This is a genomic window from Kitasatospora gansuensis (assembly GCF_014203705.1).
In the GTDB taxonomy this organism is placed as follows: Bacteria; Actinomycetota; Actinomycetes; order Streptomycetales; family Streptomycetaceae; genus Kitasatospora; species Kitasatospora gansuensis.
Map to the genome: position 1 here is coordinate 7,250,599 of NZ_JACHJR010000001.1, position 22,868 is coordinate 7,273,466.

23 protein-coding genes and 2 pseudogenes are annotated in these 22,868 nt (G+C 69.8%); 19 read left to right on the plus strand and 6 right to left on the minus strand.

Translation table 11 applies throughout. The features are described from left to right. Positions 1–16 precede the first annotated feature (16 nt). Positions 17–1,954, plus strand: a complete 1,938-nt coding sequence (locus F4556_RS32690; protein ID WP_246511149.1) for an RICIN domain-containing protein — start codon at positions 17–19, stop codon at positions 1,952–1,954. A 67-nt stretch (positions 1,955–2,021) separates the two neighbouring features. Here F4556_RS32690 and F4556_RS38685 read toward each other — a convergent pair. Then, a pseudogene (locus F4556_RS38685) lies at positions 2,022–2,177 on the minus strand (1,4-beta-xylanase); the annotation flags it as partial. Between the two features lie 111 nt (positions 2,178–2,288). Then, entirely contained in the window at positions 2,289–2,756 is a 468-nt protein-coding gene (soxR, locus tag F4556_RS32695; RefSeq protein ID WP_184922623.1) for a redox-sensitive transcriptional activator SoxR, read from the minus strand. A gap of 92 nt (positions 2,757–2,848) precedes the next feature. Between soxR and fdxA the strand changes: the two genes are divergently transcribed. Further along, positions 2,849–3,160, plus strand: coding sequence for a ferredoxin (fdxA, locus tag F4556_RS32700; RefSeq protein ID WP_184922624.1), 312 nt, complete (start codon positions 2,849–2,851; stop codon positions 3,158–3,160). A gap of 271 nt (positions 3,161–3,431) precedes the next feature. Here the strand turns inward: fdxA and F4556_RS32705 are convergent, their stop codons facing one another. Beyond that, on the minus strand, positions 3,432–3,905 hold the full coding sequence (locus F4556_RS32705; RefSeq protein WP_184922626.1) for a DIP1984 family protein: 474 nt from the start codon (positions 3,903–3,905) through the stop codon (positions 3,432–3,434). A 207-nt stretch (positions 3,906–4,112) separates the two neighbouring features. Here F4556_RS32705 and F4556_RS32710 point away from each other — a divergent pair, with 207 nt between their 5' ends. After that, a complete protein-coding gene (locus tag F4556_RS32710; RefSeq protein ID WP_313068970.1) occupies positions 4,113–4,649 on the plus strand; it encodes a DUF4240 domain-containing protein in 537 nt (178 codons plus the stop codon). A 173-nt stretch (positions 4,650–4,822) separates the two neighbouring features. Here the strand turns inward: F4556_RS32710 and F4556_RS32715 are convergent, their stop codons facing one another. The 3 genes from F4556_RS32715 to F4556_RS32725 form a co-directional block, all read right to left on the minus strand. Then, complete coding sequence (locus tag F4556_RS32715; protein ID WP_184922628.1) at positions 4,823–5,854, minus strand: ABC transporter permease; 1,032 nt, start codon at positions 5,852–5,854, stop codon at positions 4,823–4,825. Beyond that, positions 5,838–7,394 (minus strand): sugar ABC transporter ATP-binding protein, encoded by a 1,557-nt coding sequence (locus tag F4556_RS32720; RefSeq protein WP_184922630.1) that lies wholly within the window; start codon positions 7,392–7,394, stop codon positions 5,838–5,840. Before F4556_RS32720 ends, F4556_RS32715 begins: the two co-directional genes overlap by 17 nt. A gap of 87 nt (positions 7,395–7,481) precedes the next feature. Further along, positions 7,482–8,534: a sugar ABC transporter substrate-binding protein gene (locus F4556_RS32725; protein ID WP_184922632.1), complete on the minus strand. Its 1,053-nt coding sequence runs from the start codon at positions 8,532–8,534 to the stop codon at positions 7,482–7,484. A gap of 442 nt (positions 8,535–8,976) precedes the next feature. Between F4556_RS32725 and F4556_RS32730 the strand changes: the two genes are divergently transcribed. The 16 genes and pseudogenes from F4556_RS32730 to F4556_RS39810 all read left to right on the plus strand — a co-directional run. After that, positions 8,977–9,828 (plus strand): fumarylacetoacetate hydrolase family protein, encoded by an 852-nt coding sequence (locus tag F4556_RS32730; protein ID WP_184922634.1) that lies wholly within the window; start codon positions 8,977–8,979, stop codon positions 9,826–9,828. A gap of 11 nt (positions 9,829–9,839) precedes the next feature. Continuing rightward, the gene (locus F4556_RS32735) at positions 9,840–11,171 is read left to right on the plus strand and encodes an L-fuconate dehydratase (protein WP_184922636.1); all 1,332 of its coding nucleotides are present in this window, start codon (positions 9,840–9,842) and stop codon (positions 11,169–11,171) included. After that, on the plus strand, positions 11,168–11,929 hold the full coding sequence (locus F4556_RS32740; protein ID WP_184922638.1) for an SDR family NAD(P)-dependent oxidoreductase: 762 nt from the start codon (positions 11,168–11,170) through the stop codon (positions 11,927–11,929). The genes F4556_RS32735 and F4556_RS32740 overlap by 4 nt, the downstream gene beginning before the upstream one ends. Continuing rightward, positions 11,926–12,924, plus strand: coding sequence for an aldo/keto reductase (locus F4556_RS32745; RefSeq protein WP_184922640.1), 999 nt, complete (start codon positions 11,926–11,928; stop codon positions 12,922–12,924). Before F4556_RS32740 ends, F4556_RS32745 begins: the two co-directional genes overlap by 4 nt. Then, complete coding sequence (locus F4556_RS32750) at positions 12,924–13,661, plus strand: (Fe-S)-binding protein (protein WP_184922642.1); 738 nt, start codon at positions 12,924–12,926, stop codon at positions 13,659–13,661. Before F4556_RS32745 ends, F4556_RS32750 begins: the two co-directional genes overlap by 1 nt. Continuing rightward, the gene (locus tag F4556_RS32755; RefSeq protein WP_184922644.1) at positions 13,661–15,100 is read left to right on the plus strand and encodes a LutB/LldF family L-lactate oxidation iron-sulfur protein; all 1,440 of its coding nucleotides are present in this window, start codon (positions 13,661–13,663) and stop codon (positions 15,098–15,100) included. Before F4556_RS32750 ends, F4556_RS32755 begins: the two co-directional genes overlap by 1 nt. Then, complete coding sequence (locus F4556_RS32760; RefSeq protein WP_184922646.1) at positions 15,097–15,732, plus strand: LutC/YkgG family protein; 636 nt, start codon at positions 15,097–15,099, stop codon at positions 15,730–15,732. The genes F4556_RS32755 and F4556_RS32760 overlap by 4 nt, the downstream gene beginning before the upstream one ends. After that, entirely contained in the window at positions 15,729–16,040 is a 312-nt protein-coding gene (locus tag F4556_RS32765) for an L-rhamnose mutarotase (protein WP_184922648.1), read from the plus strand. The genes F4556_RS32760 and F4556_RS32765 overlap by 4 nt, the downstream gene beginning before the upstream one ends. Positions 16,041–16,180: 140 nt before the next feature. Then, complete coding sequence (locus F4556_RS32770; RefSeq protein WP_184922650.1) at positions 16,181–16,876, plus strand: FadR/GntR family transcriptional regulator; 696 nt, start codon at positions 16,181–16,183, stop codon at positions 16,874–16,876. A gap of 268 nt (positions 16,877–17,144) precedes the next feature. Beyond that, complete coding sequence (locus tag F4556_RS32775) at positions 17,145–18,494, plus strand: extracellular catalytic domain type 1 short-chain-length polyhydroxyalkanoate depolymerase (RefSeq protein WP_184922651.1); 1,350 nt, start codon at positions 17,145–17,147, stop codon at positions 18,492–18,494. A 553-nt stretch (positions 18,495–19,047) separates the two neighbouring features. Continuing rightward, positions 19,048–19,986, plus strand: coding sequence for an ATP-dependent sacrificial sulfur transferase LarE (larE, locus tag F4556_RS32780; protein ID WP_246511150.1), 939 nt, complete (start codon positions 19,048–19,050; stop codon positions 19,984–19,986). A 126-nt stretch (positions 19,987–20,112) separates the two neighbouring features. Then, the gene (locus F4556_RS38690) at positions 20,113–20,199 is read left to right on the plus strand and encodes a glycoside hydrolase N-terminal domain-containing protein (protein WP_184925580.1); all 87 of its coding nucleotides are present in this window, start codon (positions 20,113–20,115) and stop codon (positions 20,197–20,199) included. Between the two features lie 443 nt (positions 20,200–20,642). After that, the gene (locus tag F4556_RS32790; protein WP_184922653.1) at positions 20,643–21,089 is read left to right on the plus strand and encodes a hypothetical protein; all 447 of its coding nucleotides are present in this window, start codon (positions 20,643–20,645) and stop codon (positions 21,087–21,089) included. A gap of 60 nt (positions 21,090–21,149) precedes the next feature. Beyond that, positions 21,150–21,323 carry a CsbD family protein gene (locus F4556_RS32795; RefSeq protein WP_184922655.1) on the plus strand — a complete coding sequence of 58 codons (174 nt, stop codon included), beginning with the start codon at positions 21,150–21,152 and terminating at the stop codon, positions 21,321–21,323. 120 nt (positions 21,324–21,443) lie between these two features. Further along, on the plus strand, positions 21,444–22,292 hold the full coding sequence (locus F4556_RS32800) for a DUF1206 domain-containing protein (RefSeq protein WP_184922657.1): 849 nt from the start codon (positions 21,444–21,446) through the stop codon (positions 22,290–22,292). Positions 22,293–22,337: 45 nt separating this feature from the next. Further along, positions 22,338–22,574: pseudogene (locus tag F4556_RS39810) on the plus strand (glycosyl hydrolase family 95 catalytic domain-containing protein); the annotation flags it as partial. Positions 22,575–22,868: the final 294 nt, after the last annotated feature.

A 22,868-nucleotide genomic window follows, 5' to 3' on the forward strand; every position in this document is an offset into this window, starting at 1 on the left:
CATGCCATCATCAAGAATGAGTCGCCGTACGTTCCTCGGCGCAGCGGGTGTGGCGAGCGCCGCGACCGCGCTACCGCTCATCCCCGGCTTCTCCGCCCTTCTGTCGCAGGCGTCCGCCGCGGACACCCAGAGCAACCTCAGCAAGATGGTCGACATGCGGTTCGGCATGTTCAACCACTTCAGCCTGGGCACCTTCACCAACGAGGAGTGGGCGGAACCCAACCAGAGCCCCACCCGCTTCGCTCCCCCGAGTGTCAACTGCGCGCAGTGGGCCGACGCGGCGGTCGCCGCGAAGATGAGCTACGGCTTCCTGACCACCAGGCACCATGACGGCTTCGCCCTGTGGCCGAGCGCGTACGGCACCCAGAACGTCGCGAACAGCTCGTACAAGCACGACGTCGTCCAGGCGTACTGCGACGCCTTCCGGGCGAAGGGGCTGAAGGTCGGGCTGTACTACTCGGTCTGGGACCGCACCTTCGGTGTCGAGGCATGGGAGAGCCGCCACAAGGTGTCCGGGCTCCAGATCACCGATGCCATCCAGCCCGGCCACATGACCTTCATCCTCGGTCAGATCCGCGAGTTGCTGACCAACTACGGCACCATCGACATGTTGATGACCGACGGTTACGCATGGCAGATGGGGCAGCAGGCGGTCTCCTATCAGCAGATCCGTTCGCTGGTGAAGGAGCTGCAGCCGGACTGCGTCATGATCGACCTCGGCGGACTGTCGGAGCCCTTCCTCGGCGACGCGATCTTCTTCGAGGAGCCGCTGGGCGTCACGGCGCCGGTGGGCAACACCTACGCCGGCATGCAGGGGCAGACCATCAGCAACGGCTGGTTCTGGCACCCCTCCACCCCGACCGAGGGTCTCCTGAGCAAGGCCGCGATCCTCTCGCACCTGGCCGACCTGGAACCCAAGTACACCTCGTTCATCCTCAACTGCCCGCCCAACCGCAACGGTCTGCTGGACCCCAACGTCGTCAACCGGCTGGCGGAGGTCGGCGCGGCCTGGAGCCCCAACACTGCCAGGCCGCCACTGCCCGCCCAGCTGCTGCGCGCCGAGCATCCCGTCACACCGGTGAACGCGTACGCCACCGGATTCCACGCCGGCGAGGGCCCGTTCAACGCCATCGACGGGCTCAGCGACAACCGCTACGAGACCTGCTGGTCGACCTGGGGGCTGCCGGCGCCGCTGCCGCAGTCCATCACCATCGACCTCGGCGGTGTGTGGAGCAACGTCTCCACCCTGGAGTACCTGCCCAAGCAGTGGAGCCGCAACGACTCGATCGACGGCGACATCACCTCCTGCACCATCCTGACCAGCACCGACGGGATCACCTTCACCCAGGTCGCCACCGGTACCTGGGCCGGCAACCGCAAGACCAAGGTGGTCGAGTGGCCCAACCGGAACGTGGGCTTCGTGCGGATCCAGGTCAACGCGGCCACCGGTGGCTACGCCAACATCAGCGGCGTCCGGATCGGCGGCCGGTCGGTCAGACCGGCACTGGTCTCCACCACACTGCCCGGCGACGGCACCGTCTACCGGTTGGTCGCCCGGCACAGTGGTGAATCGGCCGACGTGGAGGGCAGGCGCACCACCGACGGCACCAAGATCCTGCAGTGGCCCTCGCTCGACCAGACGAACCAGAAGTGGACCTTCGTCAAGACCGGCGACGGCTACTACAAGATCAAGGGTGTGGGCAGCGGCAAGCTCCTGGAGGTCGCGGGCCTCTCCCGCGCGGACGGCGGCACCATCGGCATCTGGGGAGACGCCAACGCCCCCCAGCAGCACTGGGCCGTCACACCCACCGGTGACGGGGCCTTCATCCTCACCAACCGCTACAGCGGTCTCTCCCTCGCCGTGGACGAGGGCAGCACCGCCGACGGAGCCGCCCTCGAGCAGCAGCCCTACACGTCACAGACCCACCAGCAGTGGCGGATCGTCGCCTCCTGATCCCGCCCGCCGCGGGCGGGGCCCTTCGGCAGCCGCGCCCGCGAAACGCACCTGTGCCCGATTCGCAGCGGTGCTTCAGCACGCCGTTGAGCGTCGCGTTGGTCGCCCAGTACCGGACGTAGTCGTTGGTGGCCGGGCTCCAGATCGCCTCCGGCAGCCAGGCGTTGCGCCCGTCGGGGATCGCACCGGCGACGTTGAGCAGCCGCGGCGCGGACCAGGTGACAGCCGGTCGTCGGCTTCGACAAGGGACTGGCGAAGACGATCGACTGGTTCTCCCGGCTCGCCCTCGCGGGTCGCCGAACGGCGGCTGACCGGCCGTCAAGTACCCAGCCGGTCAGAGGCGTCGGGGCCCGACACCGTCCTCGGCGAGGGTGTCACCGGGGTTCAGCAGGGCGCAGGCCTTCATCGAGAGACACCCGCAGCCGATGCACCCGGTCAGTTCGGCCTCGAGCCGCTCGATGGTCTGCCGGCGCTCCTCCAGTCGAAGCTTCCAGCCTCGCGAGGCGCGCTGCCACTCCTGGTGACTCGGCGGCCGGTCGAGCGGCACGTCGGCGAACGCCTCCCCGAGGTCCTGCAACGGGATGCCGATCCGTTTCGCCACCGAGATCAGCGCGACCCGGCGCAACATGTGCCGCGGGTACCGGCGTTGGTTGCGCTCGTCGCGCTCGGAGGCGATCAGGCCGAGCTCCTCGTAGAACCGCAGCGCGGAGACGGCCGCCCCGGTCCGCGCGCTCACCTCGCCGATCGCCAGCCAGTCGTCCGGGGTGGCCCGGGTGTCGTCGCCGGAGCGGTAGCTCGTCATGCGGTGCCTCCCCTTGTTGACCTCAAGATTACTTGAGGTCATACGGTCGGCTGCGTCGGAACGGCAACAGGACCGGAGAGGACCGCAGTTCGATGACCTATGTGATCGCTTTGCCCTGCGTGGACGTCAAGGACAAGGCATGCCTGGACGAGTGCCCCCTCGACTGCATCTACGAGGGCGAGCGCATGCTCTACATACAGCCCGACGAGTGCATCGACTGCGGCGCCTGCGAGCCGGTGTGCCCCGTCGAAGCGATCTACTTCGAGGACGACACCCCGCCGGAGTGGCAGCACTTCACTGCCGTGAACGCCGAGTTCTTCGACGAGCTCGGCGCCCCCGGCGGCAGCGCGAAGCTCGGTCCGATCGGGCGGGACCACCCGGTCGTGGCGGCGCTGCCCGAGTGAGGTGGAACAGGTGCGAGGGCCGTGCTGATGTGCACGGCCCTCGCACCGGGTGTGGGGCGCCCCGTTCCCGCCCTCGTCGTCCGGATCTGCACGGTGGTGGTGAGTTGTGCGGTGTGCCCTGTCACCTGTACGCGGTGCTGAGCTGCACTGTTGGTGAGGAATCGAACCCCTTGCGTTGCTCTTCACGCACCAAGGGCCGGATAGACCGCCGACCCGCGGTTTGTGCACGCCTCCGTGACGACTACCTGCTTCCCACACCCGGCTCGTGGGGTCAGTCCTCGATCAGGTCGATCTCCCAGTTGGTGCGCTGGATCAGGGTGTCCACCTCGCGGATCTCCTTGGCCATGACGTCCGCCTGGGCCCGGAGTTCGGCGACCGGCAGGGCGGAGAGGATCCTCAGCTCGGACCGCATCTGCCGTACGGCTCCCCGCTGGTCACGTCCGGAGGCGGCGTCGGCGGCCGAGGTGATCACCGAGTGGCGCAGCCGCAGGACGTCCCGGCGGGCGAGGGCGTCGGTCAGGGTGCCGCCGCCCTCGATGATCGCGGTGGAGTTGGTCCGGTTGATCTGACGGATCAGCCGCTCCAGCTCGTCCAGCACCTCGCCGGCCTGGGCCAGGACCTCCGCCGCGTTCTCGGCCGGTTCCTCACCCTCCTGGTAGCGGGCACTGCCGACGACGCGCGTCCGCAACTGCTCCACCCGCCGCACCGCAGCCGCGCGCTGCGCGAGCGCTTCAGCCAGTTTCACCGCGTCATCACCTCAGACGTCCTTGATCGTCCGGCAAGTATGCACGTCCTGCGGGGGAACAGACGTGATCGTTTCCCGGCACCTCGTGTCGCAGGGGCATGTGATGCTGCCAAGCAGCAAGGAATGGCAGCGGACGACAGGGGCGGATGGGATGGGATTCGAGGGCCAGGTCTGGCGACTGGTGCAGAGGATGACGGTGATCACACCGTGAACGATTCGACGACACCTCTGAACAGTGGCGCTGACCCCGGCCTGCCGGTGATGACGTGGGGGCGGTTCTGGCAGCTCGTCGAGGTTCTCGGCGGCGAGGCCGGCACTGAGACGTGTCAGGGTTTCGAAGAGGCCTGCGCGCGCCTGACGGAGACGCTTTCGCGCGAGCCGGTGGGCCAGATCATCGGCTTTGGTGAGCGTCTCGCGGAAGCTCTCTACCGGTTGGACCAAGCGGACTTCGGCACACAGCCCGTCCTCGGGATGGCAGGGCCCGACGGTTCGCCGTTCCCGCAGTCGGACGACGGCTTCCTCTGCTCCCGGGCTGCCGTTGTGGCCGCCGGCCGCCAGGTATACGAGAGCATCTTCGGCCATCCGGAACGGTTCGCACCGTTCACCGCACGACACTGCGAGGAGCTGCTCTACGTCCACGAGGAGGCATTCGAGCAGGTGACCGGGGCGGAGTGGGATCGCCTCACCCGCTACGACTACGAGTCCTGCTCGAACAAGGACGGCTGGCCCGAGCTCGGTGGCTGAGCAGCGTCGGTCGCAGAGCCGGTGACCATCCGGCCGGGCGGGAGGGGGTGTCGCTCGAGCCACAGGAGACGACGTACTGCTGGTACTGCTCAAGTGCCATGGGTATTCGCGGGGCCGGGGATTCAGCTGTTCCTGGCGGGCGTGGCCCCCGGCGGGTTCCGGGGGCGGGCCCGTTACTCCTGCTTCTCGCCGGATGCGAAGCGGGAGATGATCAGCGCGACGATGATGATCGCGCCGTTGAGGAACTGGTTCCAGAGCGGGGGCACGCCCGCCAAGGTCATGACGTTGACGACCAGTTGGAGGGTCAGCACGCCGGTGAGGGCGCCGAAGAGGGTGCCGCGGCCGCCGTTGAGGCTGACGCCGCCGATGACGGTGGCGGCGAAGACCTGGAAGATCCAGCCGTTGCCCTGGTCGGCGGAGATGGAGCCGTAGTGGCCGGTGTAGAGGATGCCGGCGAAGGCGGCGAGCAGGCTGCCCAGGATGAGGACGATCCAGGTGATCCGGTCGACCCGGATGCCGGCGGCGCGGGCGGCCTCGGCGTTGCCGCCGATCGCGTAGAGGGCGCGGCCGTGCCGGAGCCAGGCGAGCGCGGAGCCGGCGATCAGGAAGAGCAGGGCACAGATCCAGATCGCGGCGGGGACGCCGAGCCAGCTGGTGCGGCCGAGGTACGTGAAGGAGCTCGGCAGGTTGACGATCGACTGGCCCTCGGAGATGGCGACCTGGAGGCCGCGCAGCAGGGTGAGTGCGCCGAGGGTGACGATGAATCCGTTCAGGCGCAGCTTGAGGATGAGGAAGCCGTTGACCGCCCCGATCAGCGCGCCGACCAGCAGACAGAGCGGGATGGCGGACCAACCGGGAAAGAGGCCAAGGCCGTTGAAGCGTGCGCCGTGGTCGGGCAGCACCAGCCAGACCGCGATGACCGGGGCCACGCCGATGGTGGACTCCAGTGAGAGGTCCATCCGGGCGGCGATCAGGATCAGCGCCTCGGCCAGGACCAGCAGGCTCAGCTCGGTGGCCTGCTGGCCGACGCCGAGCAGGTTGTCGGAGGTGAGGAAGGCGGGCGAGACGATGAAGCCGATCACGCCCAGCACCAGCAGGACCGGGACGAGGGAGAGGTCGCGGTAGCGCGCCAGGCTGAAGCGGGGGCGGGCGGGCGCGGGGACGGCGGTGGTCACGTGTGCGCTGACCTCAGTGGTGGGAGACATGGCTTTCCTTCGTGTCGGTCGGGCCGGTCATGCCCTCCATGGCTGAGACCAGTTCTTCGTCGCTCCAGCCGGGTGCGAACTCGGCGACCACGCGGCCGTGGAACATGGCCAGGACGCGGTCGCAGACCCGCAGGTCGTCGAGTTCGTCGGAGACGATCAGGGCGGTCTTTCCGGCGTCGGCGACCTGGCGGACAGTGCCGAGCAGGGATTCCTTGGACTTGATGTCGACGCCGTTGGTGGGGCGGATCGCCACCAGTACGTGCGGCTCGGTGGCCAGCGCCCGGGCGATGACCACCTTCTGCTGGTTGCCGCCGGACAGCGCGGAGACCGGGGTCGAGGGCCCGGGCGTCTTGATGTCGAGGTCGGCGATCATCCGCTCGGCGAAGGCCCGGGTCCGGGAGGGCAGCACCGTGCCGAACGGGCCGAGCTGGTCACCGACCGTCAGGGTGGCGTTCTCGGCGACGCTGCGCTGCGGGATGAGGCCCTGGATGTGCCGGTCCTCGGGGACGAAGCCGATGCCCGCCGCGAGGGCGGCGGGGACCCTGCCGGTACGTACCGGCCGGCCCGCGACGGTGACCGTCCCGGATTGGGGGCGGTGCAGCCCGGCGAGGGTCTCGCCGAGCTGGACGTTCCCGCTGGCGGCCGCGCCGGCCAGGCCGACCACCTCGCCGGGACGGGCGGTCAGGGCGAAGTCCTGGTAGGAGCCGGTCAGGCTGAGCCCCGCGACCTCCAACAAGGGTGTGCTGTCCAGGTCTTGACGGTCCGTCACCGACCAGGCGGGTTCGCCGTTCCGGGTGCTCTCGCCGGTCATCGCCTCCACCAGGGCCTGTTGGCCGAGTTCGGCGACCGGGGCGGTGACGATGTGCCGGGCGTCCCGGTAGACCGTGACGGTGGTGCAGAGGTCGTAGACCTCCTGGAGGTGGTGCGAGATGAACAGAAAGGCGACGCCCTGCTGTTGGAGCGAGCGCAGCTTGTCGAAGAGCTTCTCGATGCCGTGGGCGTCGAGTTTGGCGGTGGGCTCGTCCAGGATGATGAACCGGGCGCCGAACGAGAGTGCGCGGGCGATCTCGACGAACTGGCGCTGTTCGACGGTGAGTTCACCGGCGCGCGCGGTCGGGTCGACGTCCACGCCGTACTCGGCGAGCAGTTCGCCGGCCCGCCGGCGCAGCTGCTTCCAGCTGATCGGGCGCAGCGCGCGGGTGCTCTGCCGGTCGAGGAAGAGATTCTCGGCGACGGTGAGCGCGGGGATGATGGTGGAGCGCTGGTAGACGCAGGCCACCCGGGACCGCCAGGCGTCGGTGTCGCCGGGCGCGGGAGCCGGCTCGCCGTTGAAGCGCAGCGTGCCGGTGTCGGGGTTCTGCAGCCCGGTGAGGATCGAGACGAGGGTGGACTTGCCGGCGCCGTTGCGGCCGACCAGTGCGTGCGACTCGCCGGGCGCGACCGAGATGCGGGCGTCGCTGAGTGCGACGGTGGCGCCGAAGCGCTTGCTGATCCCGTCGGCCTCGACGACGGGGCCCCGGGCGGGGCTGGGGTCCGCCATGGCGGGGTCCTTTCACATCACAGAGCGAGCCCCGTGAGCGGCGGCGGCGGCTGGGGAACCGGTCCGCCGCTCACGGGAGTTGGTGGGTTACTTGCTGACGTTGTTGCCCCACAGGGCCTTGTCGTCGACGTTGTCCTTGGTGACCAGCGGGGCGGGGAGCTGGTCCTCCAGGCCGTTGGGCAGCTGGATGATCGTCGAGTCGTGGTCGGTGGCACCGGGCTGGAAGGTCTTGCCCTCGGCGGCGGCGTTGGCGTAGTACAGCGCGTACTTGGCGTACAGGTCGGCGGGCTGGGAGATGGTCGCGTCGATGTCGCCCTTGCGGATCGCGTCGAACTCCTGCGGGATGCCGTCGTTGGAGACGATGGTGATGTGGCCGGGCTGCCCGGCGGGCTTGAGCAGGCCCTTCTGCTGGAGCAGGGCGAGGGTCGGCTGCAGGAAGACGCCGCCGGCCTGCATGTAGATGCCGTTCAGGTCCGGGTTGGCGGCCAGGGTGGACTGGAGCTTGGCGGAGGCGACGTCGCCCTTCCAGTCGGTGGCCAGCTCGATCACCTGGATGCCGGGGAACTTGTCCTTCATACAGGAGGCGAACGCCTCCGAGCGGTCGCGCCCGTTGATGGAGCTCAGCGCGCCCTGGAACTCGGCCACCTTGCCCTTGCCGCCGAGCTGCTTGCCGAGGAACTCGCAGGCCTTGGAGCCGTACGCCTTGTTGTCGGCGCGCACCACCATGTAGACGTTGCCCTTGTCGGGGCGGGTGTCGACGCTGACCACCGGGATCTTCTTGCCGGCCAGGCTCTCCAGGGTGGAGGCGATCGCGCCGGTGTCCTGCGGGGCCATCACGACGGCCTTGGCGCCGGTGTTCTGGAACACCTGGACGTTGGCGACCAGCTTGGTGACGTCGTTCTGCGAGTTGCTGACCGGCAGGGTGTTCAGGCCCTGGGAGGTGGCGCCCTGCTTGATGTACTGCGCGTAGGAGTTCCAGAAGTCGGAGTCGGCGCGCGGCAGATCGATGCCGATGGCCGGCTTTCCGCCACCGGCGGTGGCGGACGCCGCGTCGCTGCCGCGGTTGCAGGCCGTGGCGAACCCCGCCAGGAGGACCGCGGCGGCGGCGGTGGCCGCGATTCTGGATGAGCGAGCCTTCATGGTGCTGGTCTCCTTGACTGGGGCCCCTGCTGCTGAGGGGGGCTGGTACGGCGGAACGGTGAGCCTCCCCGCAGGGCGGAGTGGAACCGGCTTCCCGGCCGGCCCTCAACCAGGAGAGAGGCCGGTTCCTGCACGGTCACGGGTGGCACAGCGCACCCGGACCGCGTCTTCCCGCAGTCATCGGATGGATTGCGGTAACGAGGACGATATGAGCCGGATACCTGGCTGACAAGAGGGAGGAGCGGACCAATCTCAATACGTGCCGCCCAGGGTTGGCGCCACTGGGGAGGGACGGTCGCCCCCTCTGAGCAGCGCATCACTGCAGGATGACCCCGAGTGGCCAGCAAACATCGGAGGACTTCTTGCCAGAAGAGCCCGGCGCTCGTATGGTCGGGGCGAGATAAATCATCCGATGTGTGGGACGGACGACGGGAGGCAGGGCATGAAGCTGCTGCGTATCGGGGCACCGGGGGAAGAGGTCCCGGCGGTTCTCGGTGAGGACGGGCGGGCTTTCGCCCTCTCGGCACTGACCGGCGACATCGACGGGGCGTTCCTCGCCGAGGGCGGGATCGACCGGGTCCGGGCGGCGCTGGCCGAGGGCTTGCTGCCCGCCGTGGACACGACCGGTATACGGGTCGGTGCGCCGATTGCCCGGCCGGGCAAGGTGGTGTGCGTCGGTCTGAACTACCGTGACCACGCGGAGGAGACCGGGGCGGCTGTGCCGGAGCGGCCGGTGGTGTTCATGAAGGATCCGGCGACCGTGGTCGGCCCGTATGACGGGGTGTTGATTCCGCGTGGTTCGGTGAAGACGGACTGGGAGGTGGAGCTCGCGGTCGTGATCGGCCGGCAGGCCCGCTACCTGGCGGACCCGGCCGAGGCATCCGATCACATCGCGGGCTTCGCGATCAGCAACGATGTCTCCGAGCGGGAGTTCCAGTTGGAGTTCTCCGGACAGTGGGACATCGGCAAGTCCTGCGAGACCTTCAACCCGCTCGGGCCCTGGCTGGTCACCCCGGACGAGGCCGGCGACCCGCAGGCGCTCGGCCTGCGCCTGGCCGTGAACGGCGAGAGCCGCCAGAACGGCAACACCAAGAACATGATCTTCGACGTCGCGTACCTGGTCTGGTACCTCAGCCAGTACATGGTGCTCAACCCCGGCGACGTCATCAACACCGGCACCCCGGCCGGTGTGGCCCTGGGTCTGCCCGGCACCCCTTACCTGCGCGCCGGTGACACCGTCGAGCTGACGATCGACGGTCTCGGCACCCAGCGCCAGACCTTCTCCAACGCGTGAAAGGCACTGAGTTGTCCGTTACCACCGCGCGGATCACCGCCGTCGACACCTATGACATCCGCTTCCCCACCTCGCGGGAGCTGGACGGGTCCGACGCGATGAACCCCGACCCCGACTACTCCGCCGCCTACGTCGTCCTGCGCACCTCGGCGGGCGGTCACGAGGGCCACGGGTTCAGCTTCACCATCGGCCGCGGCAACGACGTGCAGGTCGCCGCCATCGACGCGCTGCGCCCGCACATCCTCGGACGCCCCGTCAGCGACCTGTGCGACGACCCCGGATCGCTCTACCGCGACCTGATCGGCGACAGCCAGCTGCGCTGGCTCGGCCCCGAGAAGGGCGTGATGCACATGGCGATCGGCGCCGTGGTCAACGCGGTGTGGGACCTCGCCGCCAAGCGCGAGGGCAAGCCGCTGTGGCAGCTGCTGGCCGACGCCGAACCCGAATGGCTGGTCTCCCAGGTCGACTTCCGCTACATCGCGGACGCGCTGACCCCCGGCGAGGCCCTGGAACTGCTCCGCACGGGCAAGCAGGGCGCTCCCGAGCGAGCAGCCGAGCTGCTGCGCCGGGGCTACCCCGCCTACACCACCTCACCCGGCTGGCTCGGCTACAGCGACGAGAAGCTCACCCGGCTGGCGAAGCAGGCGGTCGCCGACGGCTTCACCCAGATCAAGCTGAAGGTCGGCGCGGACCTCGAGGACGACATCCGCCGCTGCCGCGCCGCCCGCGAGGCCGTCGGGCCGGACATCCGGATGGCGATCGACGCCAACCAGCGCTGGAACGTCGGCGAGGCGATCGAGTGGACCAACGCGCTCGCGGAGTTCGACCCGTACTGGATCGAGGAGCCCACCAGCCCGGACGACATCCTCGGCCACGCCACCGTCCGACGGGGCGTCAGCCCGGTCAAGGTCGCCACCGGCGAGCACGTGCAGAACCGGATCGTCTTCAAGCAGCTCCTGCAGGCCGAGGCGATCGACATCCTGCAGCTCGACTCGGCCCGGGTGGCCGGGGTGAACGAGAACCTCGCCATCCTGCTGCTCGCGGCCAAGTTCGGCGTGCCGGTCTGCCCGCACGCGGGCGGGGTGGGCTTGTGCGAGCTGGTCCAGCACCTGTCGATGTTCGACTACGTCGCGCTCACCGGCACCACCGAGAACCGGGTGATCGAGTTCGTCGATCACCTGCACCAGCACTTCCTCGACCCGGTGGTGATCAGCGCCGGCCACTACCGGGCACCCATCGAGCCCGGGTTCTCCGCCGCCATGCACCAGGCCGCCATCGACACCTTCACGTACCCCGACGGAGCGTTCTGGGTCGCCGACCGCGCCGAGGGGGACCAGGGATGACCGGGGAGCTCGCCGGGCTCACCGCCCTGGTCACCGGCGGTGCCTCCGGCATCGGCCTCGCCACCGCCTCCCTCCTGGCGGAACGCGGCGCGGACGTCGCGGTCCTGGACCTCGACCCCAGCGGCGCCCACCCCCCGCTGCGCGGCTTCACCGCCGACGTCTCCGACGACGAGTCGGTGCGCGCGGCCGTCGCTGCGGCGGCCGAGGCGCTGGGTGGGATCGACATCCTGGTCAACAACGCGGGCATCGGCGCGATCGGGACGGTGGAGGACAACGACGACGAGCAGTGGCTGCGGGTACTGGACGTCAACCTGCTCGGCCTGGTCCGCACGACTCGCGCCGCCCTGCCGCACCTGCGCCGCTCCACCTGCGCCGCCGTGGTCAACACCTGTTCGATCGCCGCGACGGCGGGGCTGCCGCAGCGGGCGTTGTACTCGGCGAGCAAGGGGGCGGTGCTGTCGCTGACGTTGGCGATGGCGGCGGACCACGTGCGGGAGGGTATCCGGGTCAACTGCGTCAATCCCGGTACGGTGGACACTCCTTGGGTGGGGCGGCTGCTTGGCGCGGCTGCCGACCCGGCCGGGGAGCGGGCTGCGCTGAATGCCCGTCAGCCGACGGGTCGTCTGGTCAGTGCGGAGGAGGTGGCCGCCGCGATCGTCTACCTGGCCTCCCCGGCGGCCGCCTCCATCACTGGCACCGCCCTCGCCGTTGACGGCGGCATGGCGGGGCTGCGACTGCGACCGGAGCCGAAGGCATGACGTTGGGCCGGAACATTCTCGGACGTGGCCGGGTGAGGGTGAGTGAGCTCGCCTTCGGCGCGGCGGGTATCGGCAATCTGTTCACGCCGGTGACCGACGCCCAGGCCGAAGCGGCCGTCGCTGCCGCGTGGGAGTGCGGCGTGCGGTACTTCGACACTGCGCCGCACTATGGTCTGGGGTTGTCGGAGCGGCGGTTGGGTGCGGTGTTGGGTGGGATGCCGCGCGAGGAGTACACGATTTCGACGAAGGTCGGGCGGCTCCTGGAGCCGGTTTCGGGTGCTGTGGGCGACGACCTCGCCAACGGCTTTGCGGTGCCTGCGACTTATCGGCGGCGTTGGGACTTCAGTGCGGAGGGTGTGCGCCGGTCGCTGGAGGGGAGTCTGGAGCGGCTGGGGGTGGAGCGGATCGATATCGCTTACCTGCATGATCCGGATGACCATGCCGAGTGGGCTCTGAGTGAGGCGTATCCGGAGTTGGAGCGGCTGCGTGCGGAAGGTGTGTTGGGGGCGATCGGGGTCGGTATGAACCAGGCCGGGTTGCCGGCCCGGTTCGTGCGGGAGACGGACATCGACGTGGTGCTGCTGGCCGGGCGTTACACCCTGCTCGACCACAGCGGCCTGGCCGAACTCCTGCCGCTGGCCGACGAACGCGGCGTCGGCGTCGTCATCGGTGGGGTCTTCAACTCCGGCCTGCTCGCCGACCCGAAGCCCGGTGCGACCTTCGACTACGCCACCGCGCCCGCCGAGTTGGTGCAAGGAGCGCTCGATCTCAAGGCGGTCTGTGAGAGCCACGGTGTGCCGCTGCGCGCCGCCGCGCTGCGGTTCCCGTTCGGGTATCCGGCTGTTGCGTCGGTCCTGGTCGGTACGCGTAGCGCGGGGGAGGTCGAGGACGCCGCGGCTATGCTCCAGCTCCCGATCCCGGCAGCGTTGTGGACGGATCTCAAAGAACGCGGGCTGCTGCCGCCCGACGTCCCGGTCCCGGTGGAGGTGGGCTGATGCGGATCGCCCTGTTCATCACCTGCTTCAACGACACCATGTTTCCGGAGACGGGCCGGGCGGTGGTGACGGTGTTGGAGCGGCTCGGTCATACGGTGGAGTTTCCGCAGGAGCAGACCTGTTGTGGGCAGATGCACTTCAACACGGGCTATCGCCCGGATGCGGTGCCGTTGGTGGCTCGGTTCGCCCGGACTTTCGGTGACTATGACGCGGTGGTGACGCCGTCGGCGTCGTGCGCCGGTATGGTCCGGGAGAATCATCCGCGGCTGGCGGAGGAGTACAGTCCGCCGGCGCTGGTCCGTCAGGTCGCTGAACTGGTGCCGCGGGTGCACGAGTTCACGGAGTTCCTGACCGATGTGCTGGGTGTCACGGACGTTGGTGCGTCCTTCCCGCACAAGGTTGCCTATCACCCGACCTGTCACTCGTTGCGGGGGTTGCGGTTGGGGGACCGGCCGGAGCGGCTGTTGCGGGCGGTGAAAGACCTCGAGCTGGTGGACATTCCGTCGGCCGATTCCTGCTGCGGCTTCGGTGGGACTTTCGCGGTGAAGAACGCCGACACGTCGGCTGCGATGCTCGCGGACAAGAACGCCGCCGTCCTGGACAGTGGCGCCGAGGTCCTGTGTGCGGCCGACAACTCCTGTCTGATGCACATCGGCGGTGGACTGTCCCGGCAGGGCGCGACGGTGCGGACCATGCACCTCGCTGAGATTCTGGCCGCGACCGAAGGAGCAGTGTGATGACCGGGCAAGGTGTGGTCTGGCTCGGCTCTCCGTCCTTTCCGGAGGCCGCGCGGGAGGCGTTGAAGGACAGTCAGCTGCGCGCCAATTTGAAGCGGGCGACCGGCACGATCCGGGACAAGCGGCTGGCGGTGGCCTCGGAGCTGGATGACTGGGAGGCGTTGCGGGAGGCGGGTGCCGCGATCAAGAAGCGGACAGCCCGTCATCTCGACCGGTACCTGGTGCAGTTGGAGGAGTCGGTCACCGCCGCCGGTGGCACGGTGCACTGGGCCGCTGACGCGGGCGAGGCGAACCGCATCGTCGCCGAGCTGGTGCGGGCGACCGGTGAGCGTGAGGTGGTCAAGATCAAGTCGATGGCCACCCAGGAGATCGGCCTCAACGAGCACCTGGCCGAGCAGGGCATCACCGCGTACGAGACCGATCTGGCCGAGCTGATCGTGCAGTTGGGTGACGACCGGCCGTCGCACATTCTGGTGCCGGCGATCCACAAGAACCGCACCGAGATCCGTGACCTGTTCACGGCCGAGATGGGCCACTGGGGCCAGCCCGCCCCCGACGGCCTGGGCGATGACCCGGCCGAGCTCGCCGAAGCCGCGCGCCGCCACCTGCGGAGCAAGTTCCTCACCGCGAAGGTCGCGGTCTCGGGCGCGAACTTCGCGTGTGCGGACAGCGGGACCGTGGTCATCGTGGAGTCGGAGGGCAACGGCCGGATGTGCCTGACCCTGCCCGAAACCCTCATTACTGTCATGGGCATCGAGAAGGTCGTGCCGACGTGGTCCGACCTCGAGGTGTTCCTGCAGCTGCTGCCGCGCTCGTCGACGGGGGAGCGGATGAACCCGTACACCTCCACCTGGACCGGCACCACCGACGGTGACGGACCATCAGCCTTCCACCTGATCCTGCTGGACAACGGACGCACCGACACCCTCGCGGACGAGGTGGGCCGGCAGGCTCTGGCCTGTATCCGCTGCTCGGCCTGCCTGAACGTCTGCCCGGTGTTCGAGCGCACCGGCGGCCACGCCTACGGCTCGGTCTACCCCGGCCCGATCGGCGCCGTCCTCACCCCACAACTGGTCGGTGTGGAGAACGCGGCGTCACTGCCGTTCGCCTCCACCCTCTGCGGGGCCTGCTACGACGCCTGCCCGGTGAAGATCGACATCCCCGAAGTGCTGGCCCACCTGCGGGCGAAGGTCGTCGAGTCCAAGGGCCGCACCCCGGAGGCGTTGGCGATGAAGGCGGCTGCCACGGTGCTGGACTCCCCGCGCCTGCTGGGCGCCGCGCAGAAGGCGGCGAGCGTCGGCGGCCGGGCCCTGGCCCGCAACGGACGCATCGGGCGGATGCCCGGCCCGCTGGCCGGCTGGTCCGACAGCCGCGACACCCCCGCGCCGCCGGCCGAGTCCTTCCGCACCTGGTGGCGCAAGAACAGGGAAACCGAATGAGCAGCCGAGAGACCGTCCTCGCCCGGATCCGGGCCGCCCTCGCCGACGTCCCGTCAGAGGAGACACCGGCCGACGTCCCCGTCCCCCGCGCCTACCGCCGCAGCCACACCGAGCCGGGGCAGGACACGGTGGCGCTGTTCGCGGAACGGGTCGCGGACTACCGCGCCACCGTCACCCGCACCCACCCGGCCGAACTGCCCGAAGCCATCGCCACCGCCCTGACCCACCGTCAGGCCCGACGGCTCGCTCTGCCCGACGGCTTCCCGAGCGACCTGCTGCCGGCCGGCGACTGGGAGTGGCACCCCGAACCGCTCGGCACCGAGGCACTGGACGCCCTCGACGGCACGGTCACCCTGGCCGCCGTCGGCATCGCCGTCACCGGCACCATCGTCCTGGACACCGGCCCCGGCCAGGGCAGGCGCGCCCTCACCCTCGTCCCCGACTACCACCTCTGCGTCATCCACGCCGGCCAGATCGCCGACGACGTCCCCGACGCCCTCGCCCGCCTCGACCCCACCCGCCCGCTCACCTTCATCTCCGGCCCCTCAGCCACCAGCGACATCGAACTCAACCGCGTCGAAGGCGTCCACGGCCCCCGCACCCTCGACGTCATCATCGTGGAGACCACATGAGAATCGCCCTGCACACCCGCGTCCGCGCCGACAAGGTCGCCGAGTACGAGGCCGCCCACCGCGAGGTGCCCACCGAGCTCACCGACGCCATCCGGGCCGCCGGCGTCAGCTCCTGGACCATCTGGCGCAGTGGCAGCGAGCTGTTCCACCTGCTGGAGTGCGAGGACTACGCCCGCCTGCTCGCCGAACTGGAACACCTCCCGGTCAACATCGCGTGGCAGGCCCGGATGACCGAACTGCTCGACGTCGTCCACGACTACTCCGCCGCCGGCAGTGACGCCGGACTCCCCGCGGTGTGGGAACTGTGACCAACCGTCGGGACGCCGACGCCGACCGGCACCACCAGGTCCGTGACCCGAAGCGCCCGGGTGGACCACCCGGGGAGGCCGTTCAGGGCGGGGCACTTCGGGGCTATGCTGCGGGGATCCGGACCAGGGAGGGCGACAGAGTGCCAGTCACAGACGAGGCGATCGAGAAGATCAAGGCCATGATCGTCAGTGGCGAGCTGAGCCCCGGGGCGCGCTTGCCGAAGGAAGCCGACCTCGCCGGGCGGCTCGGCCTCTCGCGCAACTCGCTGCGCGAGGCGGTGAAGGCCCTCTCCCTCATCCGGGTCCTCGACGTGCGCCAGGGCGACGGCACGTACGTGACGAGCCTGGAGCCCAATCTGCTGCTCGACGCGCTGGGCTTCATCGTCGACTTCCACCAGGACGACACGGTCCTGGAGTTCCTGGAGGTCCGGCGGATCCTGGAGCCCGCCGCCGCGGCCATGGCCGCCCGGATGATGCCCGACGAGGACATCACCGCCCTCGGGCAGGTGCTGGAGAGTCTGCGGGACGACGCCACCCTCGAGGAACTGATCAGCAACGACCTGGAGTTCCACCGTCTGATCGCGGCCGGCTCGGGCAACACGGTGCTCTGCTCGCTGATCGACGGCCTGTCGGGCCCGACCACCCGGGCCCGGGTCTGGCGCGGGCTGACGGAGGAAGGGGCAGCCGCCCGGACCCGCGAGCAGCACCGCGCCATCCTCGACGCCATCACCCACCGCCGCGCCGACCTCGCGCACGCGTGGGCGACCGTGCACGTGGCCGGGGTCGAGCAGTGGCTGCGCGACACGCTCGGTACGGCGGGGTCCGCGCTCGGCTGAGCTGTCGCCGAGCAGTCCCGCCGGGCAGTTCCTGCAAGATCCGGGGCACTGCTGACCGTCCGTCAGACCATCGAGCTCGTTTCGCTGTGAAGCCGCAGGTCGCCGGGCGGGACCGGGGCGCGGTGGGGGAGTTGGCGGCCGGGGCTGGCCGCTACCGGACATGACGCGGGCGTTGACCGCTGTGGTGGGCCGACACGACTATGAGTGCGCGGCGCCGGAACACAGTTGTTAACGCTCACAGCCAGCCACCCCTGGACGGAGAAGCCCCATGTTCCGATCCCGCTCCCTCATATCCCGCCTGCTGGGCGTGGTAGCCGCGCTCGGCCTGGCGATCGGCCTGAGTCTGCAGGCCGCCCCCAGGGCCGAAGCCGCGTCACTGACGCAGATCACCAACTTCGGCACCAATCCCACCGGTCTGCTCATGCACCTGTACGTGCCGACCAACGTCAAGGCCAACCCGCCGATCCTGCTGGCCCTGCACGGCTGTCAGGGGTCCGGGCCCTACCTCCACTCGAGCCAGGACTTCTCGTCGCTGGCCGACCGGTACGGGTTCCTGGTCATCTACCCCTCGACGACGAACCCCAGCGGCAGCTGCTGGGACGTCTCCTCCGACCAGGCGCTGACCCGCAACGGCGGCAGTGACCCGGTCGGGCTGATGTCGATGATCACCTACGTGGAGCAGCAGTACGGCGGCAACGCCAACGCCGTGTACGTGACCGGGCAGTCGTCGGGCGCGATGATGACGAACGTGATGCTCGCCGACTACCCCGACGTGTTCAAGGCGGGCGCGGCGTTCATGGGAGTTCCCTACCGCTGCTTCTACACCGGCTCCGTCCGCGGCTGGAACTCGGCCTGCGCCCAGGGACAGACGTCCAAGACCGCGCAGCAGTGGGGCGACATGGTGCGCACCCAGGGCTACCCCAACTACACCGGCCCGCGCCCGCGCGTGCAGCTGTGGTACGGGACCAACGACACCATCCTGAGCTACAACAACCTCGGTGAAGAGATCAAGCAGTGGACCAACGTCCTCGGCGTCAGCCAGACGCCGTCCACGACGGACAGCCCGGTGGCCAACTGGACCCGTACCCGCTACAAGAACAGCGTCGGCACCACCCAGGTCGAGGCGTACAGCCTGGCCGGGCTCGGTCACGAACTGCCGGTCAAGGGCTCCACGATGGCCGCCGAGGCCATCCGCTTCATGGGCCTGGACGCGACCGCCCCCGGCGGTAACACCGGCGCGCTGCGTGCGGTGGCCGCGGGCAAGTGCCTGACCGACGCGAACACGGCGCTGGGCACGCAGCAGCAGATCTACGGCTGCAACGGTGGTGCGAACCAGACCTGGACGCGTACCTCGTCGAACCAGCTGACCGTGACCGTGGGCGGCAGCACGCTGTGCCTGGACGCCAACGCGCATGCCACCACCCCCGGCACCAAGGCGATCGTCTGGTCCTGCAACGGCCAGACCAACCAGCAGTGGCAGCTGAACGCGAACGGCACCATCACCGGTGTGCAGTCGGGGCTCTGCCTGGACGTGGCCGGCCTGGCCACCGCCGACGGCACCCCGGTCCAGCTGTGGACCTGCAGCGGCGGCAGCAACCAGCAGTGGACGCTGGGCTGACACCGCCTGCGCTCCGGTCGGCCATCGGCTGACCGAGGCTCAGCCGTTGCGCGCGGAGCGTCGGCGAGCCGGACGGCGACGGGTACGTCGACCAGGGGGAAGGGGTCGTGCACCAGGTCAGGCTCAGGGGTCTCGCGAGCCGGGACGAAGCTGATCAGGTGCACGACCGTGCTGGTGGGGGTGCGGACGACGGTGGTCTCCAGGAGGACCGGTCCGCCGGCCCGGACGGACTTGCCGTCCGCGATGTCGGCGTGGACCCGGACCGCCGGTTCGGGAACCTCGTCCGTCCTCAGGTCCAGGCAGGCGAGCTCGGGCTCGCTCATGGCTGCTTCCCTTCTCGCCGGACGCCATCATGCATGGGATGAATTTATAGGAGCTGTGGGCGTGGGCATCCAGGGCCTTGAGGGGATGTATTTCAAACTGGCAAGTGAGAGCGTGGAGTTGGCGATACAAGGATGGCAGGGCCCGCTGGGTGAATGATCCCATCTCTTCTCAGACATAGGATCACCTGTTAGGTTGGCGCCGTGTCACCGACCGGCAGAGAGCTGAACTGTTGAGCCGTCACCATGCCACCGGGCTCCGGCTGCGTGACCACCTGGCCGACGACGGAAGGCAGTGCACGATGAACAGCGAGCCCGCGAGCGAGGGCATGGTCGAGCAGAAGGCCGCCGCGCTGTTGTCGGCCGTCCGCGAGGCCGGGCCGTTCGCCGTCGCCTACTCCGGCGGCGCCGACTCCGCCCTCGTGCTCGCGGCCGGCGCCCGGGCGCTGGGCCCGGGCGGCGTACTCGCCGTGACGGCGGTCTCCGAGAGCCTCGCCGCCGGCGAACTGTCCGCCGCCCGCGCTCTGGCCGACTCCCTCGGGGTGACGCACCTGGCGCCCCGTACCGACGAGTTGGGCAGCGCTGGCTACCGGGCCAACGGCCGGGACCGCTGCTACTTCTGCAAGTCCGAGGTCCTCGACGTCATCGCCGCCGTGGCCCACGAGCACGGCTTCCGGCAGCTCGCCACCGGTACCAACGCCGACGACGCCGTCGACCCCTTCCGGCCGGGCATCCGGGCCGGGCGGGAGCGCAGTGTCCTCACCCCGCTCCGGGACACCGGCCTCAGCAAGGTGGACGTACGGGCCGTCAGCCGGCTGTGGTCCCTGCGGACCTGGGACAAGCCGGCCACCCCCTGCCTGGCCAGCCGCATCCGCTACGGCATCCCCGTCACCGGCCACCGCCTGGCCCGGATCGACCGCGCCGAGGTGGCGGTACGGCAGTTGCTCGACGGTGCCGGGCTGCGCTCCGAGCAGGTCCGGGTACGCGACCTGGGCGACTCGGTCCGGATCGAACTCGACCCGGCGGTGGTGGATCCGGCGGCGGAACTGACCTCGCTGGCCGAGGCGGTGGCGACGGCGGGCTTCGGCGCCGTACCCGTCGTGATCGACGGATTCGCCTCCGGCCGGCTCAACCACGACCTCGTACCGGCGGAGGCCCGCCGGCCGGCGTGACCGCCCCGGCGCGGGCACCGCCGCCCTCACGATCGGATGACACCGTGCTGACGGACACTCAACAGGACCTGCTCTGGCACCGGTGTCCCGCCGACGACTTCCTGGCCGCACTGCCGCACTGCCGCACTGCCGCTCGGCAACGGCCGACTCGGCGCGATGACGTACGGAGGCGTGCACACCGAGCGGATCGAGCTCAACGCGGACACGCTGTGATCCGGCGGATCCTTCCCCCGCCAGCAGGAACATGGGCTCCCGGCGGCACTGGTACCGGCGGTCCCGGGTACACGATCAGGAAGGAACCGCCCCGGCAGGTCCACAGCCCCAGCCCAGGAAAGGAACGCGTATGCCGCCGCGCCCCTCTCTTCCACCCCTTCTCCTCGGCATCGTCGAAGCTGTCCACGATCGTGACGATCACGTCCTGCGCCGCCTCCTGGCCAAGTTCGCCGAACAAGCCACCATGACCCGCCACCCGCCCCTCAGCACATCCGTTGATCCCACTGCGCGCCGACCGTCGGAGACCGGACCCCGTCCTGGTCGATGATCTCCAGCAAGGCGGCCGACACCTCGTCCCGGGTGAACTTGCCGTGCCGGTTGGCGGTGGATCCTTGGACGGCACGGTTCTACCGTGGGTGTAGAGCGAGTTCCCGGAGCACGCCATGATCATCATCATCGGACTCATCATCCTGGCCGCCGCGGCAGTCGTCGGCGTGGCCGGTATCGTCACCAACAGTGGCAGCGGGCATGAACTCACCAACGAGTTCGAGGTGTTCGGCTACCACATCACCGGCTCCACCGGCACGCTGTTCCTCTTCGGCACCATCGTCGGGGCCGTGGCCATGCTCGGGCTGAGCCTGCTTCTGAGCGGAGCGCGCCGCACCTCCCGCCGCGGCCACGACGCGCGTCACGAACTCAAGGAGTCCCGCCGCGGGACGGCCGCGACCGGCAAGGAACGCGACGACCTTGTCGGCCAACGCGACACCGCCCGCGTAGAGACGGCGGATGCGCAAGGCAACGACTCACCCCGCGACGACCGCCCTGCCATCCCGGACGACGGCCGCCGACGCGGGCCGCACCTGTTCGGGCACCGAACCGACCCCCGGTAGGCCGCCACCAACGCACGTACAGCCCGCGCCCAGCAGATGAGTCACGAAGGGCAGCCACCCATGAGTATCGCCAAGAAGATCGCGCACACGGCCGAAGCGGTCAAAGGCGGCGCCAAGAAGACCGTCGGCCGCGTCACCGGCAACCGGCGCCTGCGCGCCGAAGGCCGCGGTGACCAGATCAAGGGCAACACCAAGCAGGCCGGAGCGAAGATCAAGGACGCCTTCAGACACTGACCACGCTGCCCCGTCGAGCAGACTTCAGGGCCTCGGCAATGCGCCGGTCCAGGTCTGCACGGGCATCCCGGCCCCGGCGGGACGCGTCGTTGGTCCACCCGGGCACGGGAGGTGCCAGACATGGCCACCAGCAAGGACAGCGCCGCGCAGACCAGATCCCGAGGGCGGCGCGTGGCCGACAGTCGCGCCATGGACATCACGGCCAGAGTCGGGCTCTGCGCCCGGGGAGTGATCTACGTACTGGTCGGAGCCCTGGCCGTGCAGATCGGCTTCGGTGCCGACAGCGGCAAGGAAGCCGAACGGACCGGCGCGATCGGGACCATCGGCGAGCAGCCGTTCGGCCGCGTCCTGCTGTGGGCGTTGGTGGTGGGGCTGGCGGCGATGGCCCTGTGGCGGCTGTCCGAGGCCGCCTTCGGACAGCGGGCGACGGGCGGTGACAAGTGGACCCGGCGCCTGGGCTCCCTGGGGCTGGCCGTGTTCTACGCCGTGATCAGCGTCGGCGTGGTGCAGACCGTCGTGGTCGGCGGATCTGCCGGGAGCCGCTCCGGCGACGAGACGTCCAAGGAGTACACCGCGAGAGTGCTCGAGTGGCCGGGCGGGCGGGTGCTCGTCGGTGCGGTCGGAGCGGTCCTGGTGATCGTGGGTGTGGTGATGGCAGTGCGCGCCGCGCTGCGCAAGTTCGAGGAGAACCTCCAGACGGGTGAGATGAGCACGGGTACGCGGCGGGCCGTCGCGCTGCTGGGCATCGCCGGCGGTCTCGCGTGCGGAGCCGCCGCGGCGGTGGCCGGCCTGTTCGTCCTGCTCGCTGCGGTGAAGTTCGACCCCGGCCGGGCCAAGGGCCTGGACGAGACACTGCGCTCGTTCGCGGCCACACCCGCTGGGCCCGTGCTGCTGATCGCCGTAGCGGTCGGCCTCGTACTGTTCGGCCTCTACTCGTTCTGCGAGGCTCGCTGGCGCAAAGCCCGCTGAACCTTCAGACCCGCCTGGGGCCGGCCGGCGTGGAACCCGCATCCTGTGCCGACGGCCGCTCGTTGTCTTGGCGGGCCCCTCGCGAGGGGCTGCGATCTCGCCCGCGAGCTGGTTGTCGACCACGAGTTCGCGGCCGAACCGACCCGGATCCGGGCCCGGTTGCGGAGCCCCGGGGGCGCTGCCGACGGGCGCCTGCTGGAGTGGTGGGACGACCTCCCCGAGGAGGACCCCGGCCACCGCCACCTCTCCCACCTGTACGGCCTCTACCCGGGCAGCGCGGTGGACCCGCTCGGCGACGGTCCGCTCGCCGGGCACGCCGTCGAGCGACTGTTCGTCACCTCCATCGCGCTCAACCTCTTCGACCTGTACCCGCCCCGGCTCTTCCAGATCGACGGCGCGGGGCGGGGTCACCGTCGACCTGAGCTGGCGTCAGGTGGCGCTGGTGACAGCGGAGTTGCGGGCCGTACGGGGTCTTGTGGTCGAGCTGCACCTGCCCCGGGACGTCGGCCGCCCGGTCGTGACCGATCAGGCGGGGAACGTGGTCGCGTCCGGCGACGGACAGGGCCTGCGGCTCCG

What these genes read in the sequence shown, in the direction of transcription:
- F4556_RS32690 (WP_246511149.1), top strand. Translation starts at nt 17, where the DNA reads ATGAGTCGCCGTACGTTCCTCGGCGCAGCGGGTGTGGCGAGCGCCGCG.
- soxR (WP_184922623.1), bottom strand. Translation starts at nt 2,756, where the DNA reads ATGACGAGCTACCGCTCCGGCGACGACACCCGGGCCACCCCGGACGAC.
- fdxA (WP_184922624.1), top strand. Translation starts at nt 2,849, where the DNA reads ATGACCTATGTGATCGCTTTGCCCTGCGTGGACGTCAAGGACAAGGCA.
- F4556_RS32715 (WP_184922628.1), bottom strand. Translation starts at nt 5,854, where the DNA reads ATGTCTCCCACCACTGAGGTCAGCGCACACGTGACCACCGCCGTCCCC.
- F4556_RS32720 (WP_184922630.1), bottom strand. Translation starts at nt 7,394, where the DNA reads ATGGCGGACCCCAGCCCCGCCCGGGGCCCCGTCGTCGAGGCCGACGGG.
- F4556_RS32725 (WP_184922632.1), bottom strand. Translation starts at nt 8,534, where the DNA reads ATGAAGGCTCGCTCATCCAGAATCGCGGCCACCGCCGCCGCCGCGGTC.
- F4556_RS32730 (WP_184922634.1), top strand. Translation starts at nt 8,977, where the DNA reads ATGAAGCTGCTGCGTATCGGGGCACCGGGGGAAGAGGTCCCGGCGGTT.
- F4556_RS32740 (WP_184922638.1), top strand. Translation starts at nt 11,168, where the DNA reads ATGACCGGGGAGCTCGCCGGGCTCACCGCCCTGGTCACCGGCGGTGCC.
- F4556_RS32745 (WP_184922640.1), top strand. Translation starts at nt 11,926, where the DNA reads ATGACGTTGGGCCGGAACATTCTCGGACGTGGCCGGGTGAGGGTGAGT.
- F4556_RS32750 (WP_184922642.1), top strand. Translation starts at nt 12,924, where the DNA reads ATGCGGATCGCCCTGTTCATCACCTGCTTCAACGACACCATGTTTCCG.
- F4556_RS32755 (WP_184922644.1), top strand. Translation starts at nt 13,661, where the DNA reads ATGACCGGGCAAGGTGTGGTCTGGCTCGGCTCTCCGTCCTTTCCGGAG.
- F4556_RS32760 (WP_184922646.1), top strand. Translation starts at nt 15,097, where the DNA reads ATGAGCAGCCGAGAGACCGTCCTCGCCCGGATCCGGGCCGCCCTCGCC.
- F4556_RS32765 (WP_184922648.1), top strand. Translation starts at nt 15,729, where the DNA reads ATGAGAATCGCCCTGCACACCCGCGTCCGCGCCGACAAGGTCGCCGAG.
- F4556_RS32775 (WP_184922651.1), top strand. Translation starts at nt 17,145, where the DNA reads ATGTTCCGATCCCGCTCCCTCATATCCCGCCTGCTGGGCGTGGTAGCC.
- F4556_RS32790 (WP_184922653.1), top strand. Translation starts at nt 20,643, where the DNA reads ATGATCATCATCATCGGACTCATCATCCTGGCCGCCGCGGCAGTCGTC.
- F4556_RS32795 (WP_184922655.1), top strand. Translation starts at nt 21,150, where the DNA reads ATGAGTATCGCCAAGAAGATCGCGCACACGGCCGAAGCGGTCAAAGGC.
- F4556_RS32800 (WP_184922657.1), top strand. Translation starts at nt 21,444, where the DNA reads ATGGCCACCAGCAAGGACAGCGCCGCGCAGACCAGATCCCGAGGGCGG.